Raw genomic sequence first — 15830 nt, 5'->3', positions numbered from 1 at the left:
AAACATCAGCAGCGTTAAAGTTCGCTCGACGACTCACGAGCCTCATAGGCCTGGCGCACGGGAGCGAAGGAACGTCGATGAATCGGCGTCGGCCCCAGCCGGCTCAAGGCTTCCAGGTGCACCGGCGTCGGATAGCCTTTATGCCCGCCGATGCCATAGCCCGGGTAGATGGCTTCGAAAGCCGCCATTTCACGATCACGACTGACCTTGGCCAGGATCGACGCCGCCGCGATGGCCGGCACCTTGCTATCACCCTTGACCACCGCTTCGGCCGGCATCGACAGTTTCGGACAGCGGTTACCGTCGATCATCGCCAGCTTCGGCTGGATGTGCAGGCCTGCGACTGCCCGCTGCATGGCCAGCATGGTGGCATGCAGAATGTTCAGCTCGTCGATTTCCTCCACCTCGGCTCGCGCGATGCACCAGCTCAGGGCCTTTTCACGGATTTCGTCGTAGAGCTTTTCGCGCCGGGCTTCGGTGAGTTTCTTCGAATCGTTCAGGCCAAGAATCGGACGCTTGGGATCGAGGATCACCGCCGCGGTGACCACCGCGCCGCAGAGCGGGCCACGGCCGACTTCATCGACACCGGCCACCAGGTCTTCGGCATCGGCCACCAGGGTGAAGTCCAAGCCCATCTGCATCTTCAGGTTACTCACAATGTCTCGCCGATCAGTTTCAACACCCCGTCGGCGGCCTGGTTCGAGGCATCCAGGCGCAGGGTGCGATGGATTTCGTCGAAGCCGCGGGTCTGCTCTTCGCCGTCTTCGATCAGCGGCGACAGGGTCTGCGCCAGGGTTTCGGGCGTGGCGTCATCCTGCAGCAACTCGGGCACCAGCAGGCGCTGGGCCAGCAGGTTTGGCAGGGAGATGTAGGGGCTTTTCACCAGCCGTTTGAGAATCCAGAAGGTCAGCGGTGCCAGGCGATAGGCGACGACCATCGGACGCTTGTACAGCAGCGCCTCCAGCGTCGCCGTACCGGAGGCGATCAACACCGCGTCGCAGGCGGCCAGGGCCTTGTGGGACTGACCGTCGAGCAGGGTCAGCGGCAGGTCGCGACCGACCAGCAAGGCCTCGATCTGGGTGCGCCGCTGCGGGCTGGCGCAAGGCATGACAAAACGAATCCCGGGGTGCATCTCGCGCAGCCGTTGCGCCGTGTCGAGGAACAAGCCCCCCAGGCGCCCGACCTCGCCACCGCGACTGCCGGGCATCAACGCCACCAGGGGACCGCCCGGCAGGCCGAGTTCCGCCCGGGCCGCGGCACGGTCGGCCTGCAAGGGAATGGCATCGGCCAGGGAATGCCCGACAAACCGTACCGGCACGCCCTTCTCTTCATAGAACCGCGCTTCGAACGGGAACAGCGTCAGCATCAGGTCGCAACCTTCGCGGATCTTCAGCACCCGCTTCTGCCGCCAGGCCCAGACCGACGGACTGACGTAATGCACGGTCCTGATCCCGGCACGCCGCAGTTTGAGCTCGATATTCAGGGTGAAATCCGGCGCATCGATGCCAATGAACACATCGGGCTTTTCGGCGATCAGCGTCTGGATCAGCAACTTGCGGCGCTTGAGCAGCTCCGGCAGGCGGCCCAGCACTTCCACCAGGCCCATGACCGACAAGCGCTCCATGGGGAAATAGGACACCAGGCCTTCGGCCTGCATCAGCGGGCCGCCGACCCCGATGAACTCGACTTCGGGATGCCGGGCCTTGAGCGCCCGCATCAGACCGGAACCGAGAATATCGCCGGAGGCTTCCCCGGCGACCAGCGCAATACGCAAAGTCGCCATGATCAGCGGGTGATGCCGCGGGTCGAGGACTGGATCGACTTGAGGAACACGTCCACTTCGGGGTACTGCGCGGCGGACTCGGCCAGTTCGGCGACGGCTTGTTCCACCGTCAGCCCCTGGCGGTACACCACTTTGTACGCCCGGCGCAGGGCATGGATCACTTCCTCGCTGAAACCACGACGGCGCATGCCTTCGAAGTTCATGCTGCGGGCTTCGGCGGGGCTGCCGAACACCGTGACGTAGGCCGGAACATCCTTGCCGATGGCGGTGCCCATGCCGGAAAAGCTGTGGGCGCCGATATGGCAGAACTGATGGACCAGGGTGAAACCCGACAGGATCGCCCAATCGTCCATATGTACATGGCCGGCCAACGCGGTGTTGTTGACCAGGATGCAGTGGTTGCCGATGACACTGTCGTGACCGATATGCGCATAGGCCATGATCAGGTTGTGGTCGCCCAGGGTGGTTTCCGAGCGATCCTGTACCGTGCCCCGGTGAATGGTCACACCCTCGCGGATAACGTTGTGGTCACCGATGACCAGGCGTGTCTCTTCGCCCTTGTACTTGAGATCGGGGGTGTCTTCGCCTACCGAGGAAAACTGGTAGATACGGTTGTATTTGCCGATCCGGGTCGGGCCCTTGAGGATCACATGCGGCCCGATCACTGTCCCCTCGCCGATTTCCACACCTGCGCCGACGATCGACCAGGGGCCGACCTCAACGCCCTCGGCCAGTACGGCCGTCGGATCGATGATTGCGCGAGGGTCAATCAAACTCATACTTTCTGTTCCGCACAGATGATTTCGGCCGAGCAGACCGGCTTGCCATCAACCGAAGCCTGGCACTCGAACTTCCAGATCTTGCGCTTGCAACTGATGAACTTGGCTTCGAGGATCAACTGGTCGCCCGGCAGCACCGGCTGGCGGAAGCGCAGTTTGTCGGAACCGACGAAGTAGTAAAGGGTGCCATCGGAAGGCTTCACGTCCAGCATCTTGAAGCCCAGGATGCCGGCAGCCTGAGCCATGGCTTCGATGATCAGCACGCCCGGCATGATCGGATGCGCCGGGAAATGGCCATTGAAGAAAGGCTCGTTGATGCTGACATTCTTGTAGGCACGAATGCGCTGGGCCTCGACATCCAGTTCCACCACCCGGTCCACCAGCAGGAACGGGTAACGGTGAGGCAGGTATTCGCGAATCTCTTTGATGTCCATCATTTCGTGGGGAAGCCTGTAGTAAAGAGTGGGAGCGCGCCACGCGCGGCTCCTCTAGCAAATCAAGAAGGCACATTCGTACAGACTTTGGCGGCTACTTGATATGGAAAATGGTTTCAGCCATCTGATGAAGCATTACCGTCCGGGGTCACGTCCCCTACTCGCTTTTCCAGCTGCCGCAACCGCCGTGCCATGTCGTCGAGCTGGCGAATACGTGCCGCGCTCTTGCGCCACTCGGCGGCAGGTTGCATCGCCGTGCCGGAAGAATAGGCGCCCGGCTCGGTAATCGAGTGGGTCACCATGGTCATCCCGGTGAGGAAGACGTTATCGCAGATCTCGATATGCCCCACCAGGCCAACGCCACCGGCGAGCATGCAGTGCTTGCCGATCTTGGTGCTGCCGGAAATCCCGCAGCAGGCGGCCATGGCCGTGTGATCCCCCACCTGAACGTTGTGGGCGATCTGGATCTGGTTGTCGAGCTTGACCCCATTGCCGATGATCGTATCGGCCAGGGCACCGCGGTCGATGGCAGTGTTGACGCCGATCTCCACGTCGTCACCGATGGTCACGCCGCCGATCTGGGCGATCTTCTGCCAGACACCCTTTTCGTTGGCGAAACCGAAACCTTCGCCGCCGAGCACGGCACCGGACTGGATCACCACGCGCTTGCCGATGCGCACGTCATGGTAAAGCGTCACGCGTGGCGCCAGCCAACCGCCTTCACCGATTTCACTGCGGGCGCCAATAAAGCACTGGGCCCCGACGGTGACGCCGGCGGCAATACGCGCACCGCTCTCGATCACCACAAAGGCACCAATACTGGCGGCCGGATCGACCTGCGCATCGGCAGCGATCACCGCGCTCGGGTGAATCCCGGCAGGCGCCTTGGGCTTGGGATCGAACAGGTGCGAAATACGCGCATAGGCCAGGTAGGGGTCGGCCACCACCAGCGAATCCCCGCCATAACCTTCGGCATCGGCGGCCTTGAGCAGCACGGCGCCAGCCTGGCTGTCAGCGAGGTATTTACGGTACTGGGGATTTGCCAGAAAGCTCAACTGAGCTGGGCCAGCCTCCTGCAAGGTGGCTAGCCCAGTGATTGGCTTCTCCTCGTTGCCACGCAGGGTGGCACCGAGGATCTCGGCCAATTGGCCAAGCTTGATGGTCGCTGTCATGGATTACTTCAGCTGGTTCATACGCTCAATCACCTGACGGGTGATGTCGTACTGAGGCTTGACGTCAATCACCGCGCCACGTTCCAACACCAGGTCAAAGGCACCTTTCTTGATGACTTCTTCCACGGCGCTGTCCAGCTTTGGCTTGAGCTGCTTGAGCATTTCACGGTCAGCAACGGCTTTTTGCTCGTTCAGTTCCTTGGACTGGAACTGGAAGTCACGGGCCTTTTGCTTGAATTCCAGCTCAAGACGCTCGCGCTCGCCCTGCTGCATCTTGTCGCCACCGGCCACCAGGCGATCCTGGATGCCCTTGGCACTGCTTTCCAGAGCCTTGAGCTTGGTCAGTTGCGGGCCGAATTTCTTCTCGGCATCGACGGCGTACTTCTTGGCTGCGTCGGATTCCAGCAAGGCCATCTGATAGTTCAGGACCGCGATTTTCATTTCGGCAAAGGCCGGGGTCGCGACCAGAACAGTGGCCAGCAGAACCAGTTGAGTCAACTTACGCACGATAAACTCCTACAAAATCCATTGTCGTTATCTTGGGTCAGGCCGTTAGAAGGTCTGACCGAGGGAAAATTGGAACACCTGGGTTTCAGCGTTGTTCGGTTGCTTGATTGGCGCCGCCACGGCAAAGCTCAATGGCCCCAGAGCAGTCACCCAGGTCAGGCCCACACCCACGGAGCTGGCCATGTTGCTGAAACTGATGTCGTTGCACTGAGTCTGGGACAGCGTGCCATTGGTGTTCTTGACCTGCTCGCACTTGGAGTCGAACACGTTACCCACGTCCCAGAACAACGAGGTACGCAGCGAACGCTGGTCTTTCACGAATGGCAGTGGGAACAACAGCTCCGCACCACCCTGAATCAGCACGTTACCACCGAACGGCAACGGGTTCGTACTCGTATCGGCCACCGTACCGGCGTTACCGGTCACATCAACGCCACGGCTCGGCGTACCGCGAGGACCGAGGGTGCTGTCCTTGAAGCCACGTACCGAGTTGAAACCACCCGCATAGTAGTTTTCATAGAATGGCAGACCGCTGGTCGAACCGTAGCCGTCGCCATAACCCAATTCGGTGTGGAACCGCATGGTGTAGGTGTCGCTCAACGGCGCGAATACCTGGCCGCGGTAGTCGAGCTTGAAGAACAACAGGTCGCTGCCCGGGATGGTGCTTTCCAGGGTCAGGCTCTGGGAGTGACCACGGGTCGCCAGGACGCCCTTGTTCAGGGTCGACTCCGACCAGCCGGCCGAGGCCTTGTAGTTCAGGAACTGGTCGCCCTGGGTATTCACGAAGTTGAAGATTTCGTCAACGGTGTACAGGCCGGTCTTGATCTTGTCCTGCTGGGCCGTCAGGCCGAAGGTCAGGCGCGACGTCTCGTTGATCGGGTAGCCCATGCTGACACCGGCACCCAGGCTGTCCACGGCATAGCTGGCGACGCTGACATCGAGCTGGCTGTAGTCGGTGGTGCGGTAGAACACGTTGTAACCCAGGCTGACACCGTCCGGCGTCCAGTAGGGGTCGACATAACCGAAGTTGTAGCGGCTCTGGTACTGGCTGCGGGTCAGGCCGATGCTGACTTTGTTACCGGTACCGAGGAAGTTGTTCTGGGTAATCGAACCACCCAGGATCAGACCGGCACTCTGGGCAAAACCGACGCTGGCGGTGATCGAGCCCGACGCCTGTTCTTCCACGGCATAGTTCACATCGACCTGGTCGTCGACACCCGGAACGGCCGGGGTCTCGACGTTCACTTCCTTGAAGAAGCCCAGGCGCTCGAGACGGGTCTTGGACTGGTCGATCAGGTAGGTGGAAGCCCAACCGCCTTCCATCTGGCGCATTTCACGACGCAGCACTTCGTCCGCGGACTTGGTGTTGCCACGGAAGTTGATACGGTTGACGTAGGCACGCTTGCCCGGGTCGACCACGAAGGTGATATCGACGGTGTGATCGTCATCGTGCGGCGTCGGTACGCCGTTGACGTTGGCGAAGGTATAGCCATCGTTACCCAGGCGGCGGGTGATCAGTTCCGAGGTGGTGGTCATCAGCTTGCGCGAGAACACCTGACCCTTCTCCACCAGCAACAGGGACTTGACCTGGTCTTCAGGGACTTTCAGGTCGCCGCTGAGCTTCACGTCACGGACCTTGTACTTCTGGCCTTCGGTGACGTTGATGGTGATGTAGACGCTTTTCTTGTCCGGGGTGATGGACACCTGGGTCGAGGCGATATCCATGTTGATATAGCCACGGTCCAGGTAGTAGGAACGCAGGCGCTCCAGGTCACCGGACAGCTTTTCGCGGGCGTACTTGTCATCGTTCTTGAAGAACGACAGCCAGTTGGTGGTCTTGAGCTCGAACAGGTCGATCAGGTCTTCGTCCTTGAATACCGTGTTGCCCACCACGTTGATGTGCTGGATCGCGGCGACGGTGCCTTCATTGATCTTGATCTTCAGGCCAACGCGGTTACGTGGCTGGGGAACGACTTCGGTCTCGACCTCGGCCGAGTAGCGGCCTTGGGCCACATACTGACGCTGAAGCTCGTTACGCACGCCTTCAAGGGTCGCACGCTGGAAGATTTCACCCTCGGCCAGACCGGACTGCTTCAGACCCTTCATCAGGTCGTCGGTAGAGATCGCCTTGTTGCCTTCGATATCGATGCTGGCCACCGAAGGTCGTTCAACGACCGTGATGACCAGGACGTTACCTTCGCGCCCCAGTTGGATATCCTGGAAGAAACCGGTTTTGAACAGCGCACGAGTGGATTCCACCAGGCGACGGTCATCCGCTTGCTCCCCGACATTCAACGGTAACGCACCAAAGACGCTACCGGCGGATACCCGCTGGAGGCCATTGATGCGAATATCGGAGATAGTGAAGGACTCGGCGTGAACTTCAGCGATCATCAATACGGTGAGGACCGCAGTTAGCAGCAGACGTTTCATGAAGTCCTTTCTTATTCCAACTGGCAATAAACAAACTGCCGCACAATGCGGCAGATTCGCAATTTTTTCGCGAAGCGTTACAGTCGACCCAGATCGTTGACCAGGGCAAGCAACATCACCCCAACCACCAAACTGATCCCGATCTGCATCCCCCAACCTTGCACCCGATCCGACAAGGGACGACCACGCGCCCACTCGATCAGATAAAACAGCAAATGCCCCCCATCCAGTACCGGGATGGGCAACAAATTCAGAACCCCGAGGCTGATACTCAGATAAGCCAGGAAATTCAGGAAGTCAGCGACGCCCGACTGGGCCGAAGCGCCCGCCACTTTAGCAATGGTTATCGGTCCGCTCAAGTTTTTTACCGAGAGCTCGCCGAACAACATTTTCTTCAGCGAGTCCAGGGTCAGGACGCTCATGGTCCAGGTGCGTCGTGCACCCTCGCCAATGGCGACCAGGGGACCGTAACTCACTTCACGGACCATCTCCGGCGGCCAATCCACCGCCTTGACCCCCGCCCCCAGGTAACCGCTCGCCGCCTTGCCGGCGCCACGGCTGGCCAGGGTCAGCGGGACGTCGATTTGAGCACCATCACGCTCGACGCGCAGCACAATTTTGGTATCAGGACGTACACGGACCCAATCCACCACCTGCTGCCAATCGTTCAGGGACTGGTCATTCAAGGCCAGCAGACGGTCGCCGGTCCGCAAGCCGGCGGCCTGGGCCGGGCCTTTCGGATCGAGTTCAGCCAGCACCGGCGGCAGCGCCGGACGCCACGGGCGAATCCCCAGGGCCTTGATCGGATCGGGCTCATCGGCCCCTTTCAACCAGTGATCCAGCGCCAGTTCGCGCGGCGAGTCGGCCGTGGTGCCGGGCTCACGGACCCGCAACTGCAAGGTGCCGCTTTCCCCCAGGCGCCGCACGAGCTGGAGGTTGACCGCGCCCCAGCCGGTGGTGGGTTCGCCATCGATGGCGACAATTTCCTGACCGCTGCTCAACCCGGCCCTCTCGGCCAGACTGCCACTTTCCACGGCACCGATGACCGGACGCACCTGCTGGCTGCCCAGCATCGCCAGGACCCAGAAAAACACGATGGCCAGCAGAAAGTTGGCAATCGGGCCGGCAGCCACGATCGCGATACGCTGGCGGACCGACTTGCGGTTGAACGCCTGGTCGAGCAGATGCGGCGGTACTTCAGCCTCGCGCTCGTCGAGCATTTTCACATAGCCGCCCAACGGAATGGCGGCTACCACGAACTCGGTACCCTGGCGATCATGCCAACGCAGCAGCGGCATGCCGAAGCCCACGGAAAAACGCAGAACCTTGACGCCGCAACGACGGGCCACCCAGAAGTGGCCGAACTCGTGGAAGGTCACCAGCACGCCCAGGGCCACCAGGGTGCCGACTATCATATAGAGCGCGCTCATTTACTTTCTCCGCAATCCCAGGTGCCGACAGGCCCGAAGGCAGATTCATCGCCCGTGGCGACTGAGCCACTGTTCAGCCAGGGCCCGAGCCTTGGCGTCTGCCGCGAATACCGCGTCGAGTTCATTGACCGCGACCACCGGCTCCAGATTCAACACCTCTTCGATGATACTCGCGATCTCGAGGTAGCGGATGCGCCGTTCGAGAAATGCCGCCACCGCCACTTCATTGGCCGCATTCAACATCGCCGGTGCACTGTCACCGGCTTCGGCGGCCTCGCGGGCCAGACGCAGGCAGGGAAAGCGCTGCTCGTCCGGCGCTTCGAAGTCCAGCCGCGCCACGGCAAACAGGTCCAGCGGCGCCACCCCGGAGTCGATGCGCTCAGGCCAGGCCAGGGCATTGGCGATCGGCGTGCGCATGTCCGGGTTGCCCAACTGTGCCAGCACCGAACCGTCGACATAATCGACCAGCGAGTGGATCACGCTCTGCGGGTGGACCACCACCTCGACCTGGGCGGGCCGGGCATCGAACAGCCAGCACGCCTCGATCAGTTCCAGGCCCTTGTTCATCATACTCGCCGAGTCGACCGAGATCTTGCGCCCCATCGACCAGTTGGGATGGGCGCAGGCCTGTTCGGGGGTGACATCGGCCAATGCCTCCAGCGGCGTTTGTCGGAAGGGGCCACCTGAGGCCGTCAGAAGAATCCGGCGCACACCGACCGCCGCCAGACCACGGGCATGATCCTGGGGCAAGCACTGGAAAATCGCATTGTGTTCGCTGTCGATCGGCAGCAACACCGAACCGCTCTTGCGCACCGCCTGCATGAACAGCGCGCCGCTCATCACCAGCGCTTCCTTGTTGGCCAGCAGGATCTTCTTGCCCGCCTCGACCGCCGCCAGGGTTGGACGCAAGCCGGCCGCGCCGACGATCGCCGCCATCACCGCGTCGACCTCGGGATCGGCCGAGACCTGGCACAGCCCCGCCTCTCCCACCAGCACGACGGTCGCCAGGCCGGCGTCGCGTAATTGCGCCTGCAGGCCACGGGCCGCGGCCGCCTCAGGCACCACCGCATAGCGTGGGCGATGCCGCACGCACAGGGCAAACAGCTCCGCCAGCCGGCTGAAACCGCTCAAGGCAAAGGCCTGGTAACGCTGCGGATGGCGCGCGATGACATCCAGGGTGCTCAAGCCGATGGAGCCGGTAGCACCCAGCACGGTAACCTGCTGTGGCCGACTCACGATGCGGCGATCCACAGGAGCACGGCGAAGGTCGGAATGGCCGCCGTCAGGCTATCGATGCGATCGAGGATACCGCCATGCCCGGGCAACAGATGGCTACTGTCCTTGATCCCCGACTGGCGCTTGAACATGCTCTCGGTTAGGTCACCGACCACCGAGATCACCACGATCAGCGCCGCGCCCAGCAGGCTGGCAATCATCTGCCCCGCACCCCAGCCGCGCACGATCCCGACCACCGCGGTGATCACCAGGCTCACGACCAGGCCGCCATAGACGCCCTCCCAGCTCTTGCCCGGGCTGACCGACGGCGCCAGCTTGCGCTTGCCGAAGGCCTTGCCGGAAAAGTAGGCACCGATATCGGCGCCCCACACCAGGATCATCACCGCCATGATCAACCAGTTGCCCAACGGCTCCTGCTTGATCAGGATCAGCCCCTGCCAGGCTGGCAACAGGATCAGGAAGCCGATCACCAGCTTGCTGGCAGTCGTCGACCAGTGGACGCTGGTGCGCGGATAGGTCAGCACCAGGAATGCCGCCAGGCCCCACCACAACACCGCCGCCCCCAGCACCCAGGGTGCCAGGGTGGGCAGTATGTACATGAAGAACAGCAGCACCGCGACCAGCGCCGCATAGCCCACCCGGGCCGGCTGCGCCTCGAACCCCGCCAGGCGTGCCCATTCCCAGGCGCCGAGGGTGACGACCAGGCCGATGAACAGCGCAAAGCCGGCCCCTTCGAGCAGGAAAAACCCGCACAAGGCAATCGGCAGGAGGATGAGTGCCGTGATGATGCGTTGCTTGAGCATTAAAACCGGGCTCCCGCTTCGACCTGTTCGCTCGTTTTACCGAAACGACGCTGGCGGGAAGCAAAATCAGCCAACGCGGTGCGCATGGCCTCGTGTTTGAAGTCCGGCCAGAACAGGTCGGAGAAATACAGCTCGGCATACGCCAGCTGCCACAGCAGGAAATTGCTGATGCGATGCTCGCCACCGGTGCGGATACACAGGTCCGGCAACGGCAGGTCGCCGGTCGCCAGGCACGTCTGCAGCAGTTGCGGGGTAATATCGTCCGGACGCAGGTGCCCGGCCTGCACTTCACGGGCCAGACGCTGGGCCGCCTGGGCAATATCCCATTGCCCGCCGTAGTTGGCGGCGATCTGCAGAATGAAACGATTGCTGCCGACCGTCGCCGCTTCCGCCTCGCGCATGGCCGCCTGCAACTCAGGGTGGAAGCGCGAGCGGTCGCCAATGATCCGCAGGCTGATATTGTTCTCATTGAGACGCTTGGCCTCGCGGCGCAACGCCTTGAAGAACAGATCCATCAAGGCACTGACTTCATCGGCGGGGCGCTGCCAGTTCTCGCTGGAGAACGCGAACAGGGTCAATACCTCGACCCCGGCCTCGGCACACACTTCAATGACGGCGCGCACCGCGTCGACGCCCGCCTTGTGCCCGGCAACACCGGGCAAAAAGCGTTTCTTCGCCCAACGGTTATTGCCGTCCATGATGATCGCAACATGGCGCGGCACCGCGGACGGCACAGCTTGCTTGGTCTTTTCCATGAAAACGTCCTGACCCTTATACGGCCATCAGGTCCGCTTCTTTTTGCTTCACGGCCACTTCGATTTCCGCCACGAACTTGTCGGTCAGCTTCTGGATATCGTCAGCCGCACGACGCTCTTCGTCTTCACTGATCTCTTTTTCCTTGACCAGGTCCTTCAGGTCGCCGAGCACGTCGCGACGGATATTGCGCACGGCAACGCGAGCGTTTTCCGCCTCTTCACGCGCCTGCTTGGTGAAACCACGACGGGTCTCTTCGGTCAGCGCCGGCATCGAGATCAGCAGCAGTTCGCCCAGGTTGGTCGGATTGAGGTTCAGGCCCGCGCTGCCGATCGCCTTGTCCACGGCACCGAGCATGTTGCGCTCGAACGCCACGACCTGCAGGGTGCGTGCGTCCTTGACGGTGATGTTGGCCACCTGCTTGATCGGGGTGTCCGCACCATAATAAGGCACCATCACGCCTTCCAGAATGCTCGGGTGAGCCTGTCCGGTACGAATCCGGCCAAACGCGTGGGCCAGGGACTCCAGGGACTTCTTCATGCGCTCTTGAGCGTCTTTCTTGATTTCATTGATCATTGTTCGCCTTCCTCGATCAGGGTTCCTTCAGCACCGCCATGCACGATGTTCAGCAGGGCGCCGGGCTTGTTCATGTTAAATACGCGCAGCGGCATCTTGTGGTCGCGGCACAGGCAGATAGCGGTGAGGTCCATGACACCCAGCTTGCGATCCAGCACTTCATCGTAGGTCAGATGATCGAACTTCTCGGCATGCGGGTCTTTGAATGGGTCCGCGGTATAAACGCCATCGACCTTGGTCGCCTTGAGCACCACATCGGCATCGATTTCGATCGCACGCAGGCAGGCCGCCGAATCCGTGGTGAAGAACGGATTGCCGGTGCCGGCCGCGAAAATCACCACTTCCTTGCTGTTGAGGTGGCGCATGGCCTTGCGGCGATCATAGTGATCGGTCACACCGACCATGGAAATAGCCGACATCACGATGGCAGAGATATTCGCACGTTCCAGCGCGTCGCGCATTGCCAGCGCGTTCATCACAGTGGCCAGCATGCCCATGTGATCGCCGGTGACGCGATCCATCCCGGCGGCACTCAAGGCGGCGCCGCGGAACAGGTTGCCGCCACCGATCACCAGACCGACCTGCACACCGATGCCGACCAGTTGACCGACTTCCAGCGCCATGCGATCCAGAACCTTCGGGTCGATCCCGAACTCTTCCGAGCCCATCAGGGCCTCGCCGCTAAGTTTGAGTAGAATGCGTTTATAGCGAGCTTGATAACCACTGCCCTGCTGAGCCATTGCGAATCTCTCCTGCGGCGTTTTAAAAAAATCTTGCGAGCTGTTTGCAGCCTGCGCTTACTCTAGCTTGGCGCTACTACTGCGCCATCAGAACACGACTTTGTAAACCGGTTCCGAAAGAAAGAAGAGAAACCTCTCCTCCCATTTGAAAAGAGGCTGCGCGCGTAAGCGGGCAGCCTCTTGGGTCGACAGTTGAAAACCGTCTTATTGCTTGCTGGCAGCCACTTGAGCAGCCACTTCTTCAGCGAAGTTGTCGACTGGCTTCTCGATGCCATCACCTACCTTGAAGTAAGTGAAGGAAACGATTTCAGCGCCTTCTTTCTTGACCAGGGCACCAACGGTGACTTCCGGGTTCTTGACGAAAGCTTGCTCGACCAGGCTGGCTTCGGCCAGGAACTTGCTGATACGGCCGCCGACCATTTTTTCGACGATTTCAGCTGGCTTGCCTTTGATCTTGTCTTCGTTGAGGGTCAGGAAAACGCCTTTTTCGCGTTCGATGGCCTCAGCGGAAACCTGCGATGGCAGCAGGAACTCAGGGTTGGTCGCCGCAACGTGCATGGCAACGTCTTTGGCCAGCTCTTCGTTGCCGCCTTTGAGGGCCACAACCACACCGATCTTGTTGCCGTGCAGGTAAGCGCCGACCACGTCACCTTCGATACGAGCCAGGCGACGGATGTTGACGTTTTCGCCTACTTTGGCAACCAGGGCTTCACGCGCCGGTTCTTGAGCTGCGATCAGCGGAGCTGCGTCGGTCAGTTTGTCAGCGAAAGCTTTTTCAACGCTGGCAGCGACGAAAGCCTTGAAGTCGTCCTGCAGAGCCAGGAAGTCGGTCTGCGAGTTCACTTCCAGGATCACGGCAGCCTTGCCGTCGCCCTTGATGGCGATCGCGCCTTCAGCGGCAATGTTGCCGGCTTTCTTGGCGGCCTTGATGGCGCCCGAAGCACGCATGTCATCAATGGCTTTCTCGATGTCGCCGCCAGCCTTGGTCAAGGCTTTCTTGCAGTCCATCATGCCTTCGCCGGTACGCTCGCGCAGTTCTTTGACCAACGCTGCAGTAATCTCTGCCATTTCAAAATTCCTCTTGGATAGGTTATCAACCATTCCACCCGATCGAACGGGCGTTCAATTCTTCCCGACCCCGTTGTAGCGGCTGCACATTACAAAGGTTGTAGCGGCACCACCGACAAACGGTTTTCGAGGTGGCAAAAAGGGGGCCAAGCCCCCTTTTTGCTTACTGAGTCAACGCCAGGGCGTCAATTACTCAGCTGCAGCGACCGGTGCTTCTTCAGCAGCGAACTCGACGGTGCCACCGGCAACGTTGTTGCGACCGCGGATCACAGCGTCAGCCATCGAACCCATGTACAGCTGGATGGCGCGAATGGCGTCATCGTTGCCTGGGATGATGTAGTCAACGCCTTCCGGGCTGCTGTTGGTATCGACTACGCCGATGACCGGGATGCCCAGCTTGTTGGCTTCGGTGATCGCGATGCGCTCGTGGTCAACGTCGATCACGAACAGTGCGTCAGGCAGACCGCCCATGTCCTTGATACCACCCAGCGAACGATCCAGCTTTTCCAGATCGCGAGTGCGCATCAGCGCCTCTTTCTTGGTCAGCTTGGCGAAAGTACCGTCTTCGGCTTGTACTTCAAGGTCACGCAGACGCTTGATGGAAGCACGGATGGTCTTGAAGTTGGTGAGCATGCCGCCCAACCAGCGGTGATCGACGTACGGCGAACCGCAACGTGCTGCTTCTTCAGCAACGATCTTGCCAGCGGAACGCTTGGTGCCGACGAACAGAATCTTGTTTTTGCCCTGCGCCAGGCGCTCTACGAAGGTCAGAGCTTCGTTGAACATCGGCAGGGTTTTTTCAAGGTTGATGATGTGGATCTTGTTACGCGCGCCGAAAATGTACTTGCCCATTTTCGGGTTCCAGTAACGGGTCTGGTGACCGAAGTGCACACCGGCCTTCAGCATATCGCGCATGTTGACTTGGGACATGATAGTTCCTTGATAAGTCGGGTTTGGCCTCCACGTATCCCAATGACCAACCAGCAGCATCAGCTGAAGGCACCCAGGTCATCGTGTCGACACGTGTGTGGATTTAAGCTTCACGGGGCTATCCCCGGAAAGCGGCGCATTTTATACCACAGCAACGCCCAAAACGAAACCCGCATTCGCATTTCCCACCCCGGGCTTTTGCGCGCGCCCCGGATTCAGGCCAGAATGGCCCCAGCTTATAGAGAGAAGCGATGGCCGGATGCTCATGGTTTACCCCGTCCGTCTGGTAGAATCGCGCTATCAAGGGGCTGAAAACCCCGGCCGGCCGTCGCGGCACCGCCGTTTCAGTCCCACTTCGTGTTTATTCGCGCTCGGCGCGTAGAAAGAGAGCCTGTATGACCGTCACCCTCAAAACCCCCGAGGACATCGCAAAAATGCGTGTCGCTGGCCGCCTGGCTGCCGATGTACTGGAAATGATCGGTGAATACGTCAAGCCCGGCGTCACCACCGAGGAACTGGACCGTATCTGCCACGACTACATCGTCAACGTGCAGCAGGCCATTCCCGCCCCGCTCAACTACAAGGGTTTCCCGAAGTCGATCTGCACCTCGGTCAACCACGTGGTCTGCCACGGCATCCCGAGCGACAAGGCGCTCAAGGACGGCGACACCGTGAACATCGACGTGACCGTGATCAAGGACGGCTACCACGGCGACACCAGCAAGATGTTCCACGTCGGCAACGTACCAGTCTGGGCCGAGCGCCTGTCGCAGGTCACCCAGGAATGCATGTACAAGGCCATCGAGATCGTCAAGCCCGGCTGCCGCCTGGGCGACATCGGCGAAATCATCCAGAAGCACGCGGAAAAGAACGGTTTTTCGGTGGTTCGCGAGTTCTGTGGCCACGGCATCGGCAAGGTGTTCCACGAAGAACCGCAGGTCCTGCACTACGGCCGCGCCGGCACCGGCATGGAACTCAAGGCCGGCATGACCTTCACCATCGAGCCGATGATCAACCAGGGCAAGGCCGACACCAAGGTGCTGGGCGACGGCTGGACCGCGATCACCAAGGACCGCAAGCTGTCGGCCCAGTGGGAGCACACCCTGCTGGTCACCGACACCGGCTACGAGATCTTCACCCTGCGCAGCGATGAAACCATCCCCCGCGTCTCGGCCTGATCCCTTGC

At 60.8% G+C, this 15830-nt stretch carries 16 protein-coding genes; 1 reads left to right on the top strand and 15 read right to left on the bottom strand.

The window, feature by feature from the left end:
* Nucleotides 1–14: 14 nt before the first annotated feature.
* The 15 genes from rnhB to rpsB all read right to left on the bottom strand — a co-directional run bounded on the left by rnhB (nucleotide 15) and on the right by rpsB (nucleotide 14644).
* Nucleotides 15–641 (bottom strand): ribonuclease HII, encoded by a 627-nt coding sequence (gene rnhB, locus UCMB321_RS06565; protein ID WP_040064857.1) that lies wholly within the window; start codon nucleotides 639–641, stop codon nucleotides 15–17.
* Nucleotides 642–652: 11 nt separating this feature from the next.
* Nucleotides 653–1783: a lipid-A-disaccharide synthase gene (gene lpxB, locus UCMB321_RS06560; RefSeq protein ID WP_040064773.1), complete on the bottom strand. Its 1131-nt coding sequence runs from the start codon at nucleotides 1781–1783 to the stop codon at nucleotides 653–655.
* A 2-nt stretch (nucleotides 1784–1785) separates the two neighbouring features.
* Nucleotides 1786–2562 (bottom strand): acyl-ACP--UDP-N-acetylglucosamine O-acyltransferase, encoded by a 777-nt coding sequence (gene lpxA / locus UCMB321_RS06555; RefSeq protein ID WP_040064772.1) that lies wholly within the window; start codon nucleotides 2560–2562, stop codon nucleotides 1786–1788.
* Nucleotides 2559–2999 (bottom strand): 3-hydroxyacyl-ACP dehydratase FabZ, encoded by a 441-nt coding sequence (gene fabZ / locus UCMB321_RS06550; protein ID WP_040064770.1) that lies wholly within the window; start codon nucleotides 2997–2999, stop codon nucleotides 2559–2561. The genes lpxA and fabZ overlap by 4 nt, the downstream gene beginning before the upstream one ends.
* A 113-nt stretch (nucleotides 3000–3112) precedes the next feature.
* On the bottom strand, nucleotides 3113–4168 hold the full coding sequence (lpxD, locus tag UCMB321_RS06545; protein WP_040064768.1) for a UDP-3-O-(3-hydroxymyristoyl)glucosamine N-acyltransferase: 1056 nt from the start codon (nucleotides 4166–4168) through the stop codon (nucleotides 3113–3115).
* A 3-nt stretch (nucleotides 4169–4171) separates the two neighbouring features.
* The gene (locus UCMB321_RS06540) at nucleotides 4172–4675 is read right to left on the bottom strand and encodes an OmpH/Skp family outer membrane protein (RefSeq protein WP_040064766.1); all 504 of its coding nucleotides are present in this window, start codon (nucleotides 4673–4675) and stop codon (nucleotides 4172–4174) included.
* Nucleotides 4676–4720: 45 nt separating this feature from the next.
* Nucleotides 4721–7108 carry an outer membrane protein assembly factor BamA gene (gene bamA / locus UCMB321_RS06535; protein WP_040064764.1) on the bottom strand — a complete coding sequence of 796 codons (2388 nt, stop codon included), beginning with the start codon at nucleotides 7106–7108 and terminating at the stop codon, nucleotides 4721–4723.
* A gap of 77 nt (nucleotides 7109–7185) precedes the next feature.
* Complete coding sequence (gene rseP, locus UCMB321_RS06530; RefSeq protein ID WP_040064763.1) at nucleotides 7186–8538, bottom strand: sigma E protease regulator RseP; 1353 nt, start codon at nucleotides 8536–8538, stop codon at nucleotides 7186–7188.
* A 45-nt stretch (nucleotides 8539–8583) separates the two neighbouring features.
* A complete protein-coding gene (ispC, locus tag UCMB321_RS06525; protein WP_040064762.1) occupies nucleotides 8584–9774 on the bottom strand; it encodes a 1-deoxy-D-xylulose-5-phosphate reductoisomerase in 1191 nt (396 codons plus the stop codon).
* A complete protein-coding gene (locus UCMB321_RS06520) occupies nucleotides 9771–10577 on the bottom strand; it encodes a phosphatidate cytidylyltransferase (protein ID WP_040064760.1) in 807 nt (268 codons plus the stop codon). Before UCMB321_RS06520 ends, ispC begins: the two co-directional genes overlap by 4 nt.
* Entirely contained in the window at nucleotides 10577–11332 is a 756-nt protein-coding gene (gene uppS, locus UCMB321_RS06515) for a polyprenyl diphosphate synthase (RefSeq protein ID WP_040064759.1), read from the bottom strand. The genes UCMB321_RS06520 and uppS overlap by 1 nt, the downstream gene beginning before the upstream one ends.
* Nucleotides 11333–11348: 16 nt before the next feature.
* A complete protein-coding gene (gene frr, locus UCMB321_RS06510; RefSeq protein WP_040064758.1) occupies nucleotides 11349–11906 on the bottom strand; it encodes a ribosome recycling factor in 558 nt (185 codons plus the stop codon).
* Complete coding sequence (gene pyrH / locus UCMB321_RS06505; RefSeq protein WP_011059526.1) at nucleotides 11903–12646, bottom strand: UMP kinase; 744 nt, start codon at nucleotides 12644–12646, stop codon at nucleotides 11903–11905. Before pyrH ends, frr begins: the two co-directional genes overlap by 4 nt.
* Before the next feature lie 204 nt (nucleotides 12647–12850).
* The gene (gene tsf, locus UCMB321_RS06500) at nucleotides 12851–13714 is read right to left on the bottom strand and encodes a translation elongation factor Ts (protein WP_040064755.1); all 864 of its coding nucleotides are present in this window, start codon (nucleotides 13712–13714) and stop codon (nucleotides 12851–12853) included.
* 189 nt (nucleotides 13715–13903) lie between these two features.
* On the bottom strand, nucleotides 13904–14644 hold the full coding sequence (gene rpsB, locus UCMB321_RS06495; RefSeq protein ID WP_040064754.1) for a 30S ribosomal protein S2: 741 nt from the start codon (nucleotides 14642–14644) through the stop codon (nucleotides 13904–13906).
* 395 nt (nucleotides 14645–15039) lie between these two features.
* Here rpsB and map point away from each other — a divergent pair, with 395 nt between their 5' ends.
* Nucleotides 15040–15822 carry a type I methionyl aminopeptidase gene (gene map, locus UCMB321_RS06490; RefSeq protein ID WP_040064752.1) on the top strand — a complete coding sequence of 261 codons (783 nt, stop codon included), beginning with the start codon at nucleotides 15040–15042 and terminating at the stop codon, nucleotides 15820–15822.
* Nucleotides 15823–15830: the final 8 nt, after the last annotated feature.

It is taken from the genome of Pseudomonas batumici (genome assembly GCF_000820515.1).
In the GTDB taxonomy this organism is placed as follows: Bacteria; Pseudomonadota; Gammaproteobacteria; order Pseudomonadales; family Pseudomonadaceae; genus Aquipseudomonas; species Aquipseudomonas batumici.
The sequence above is the reverse complement of the archived record's forward strand: the minus strand, read 5'-3'. Positions and strand labels throughout refer to the sequence as shown.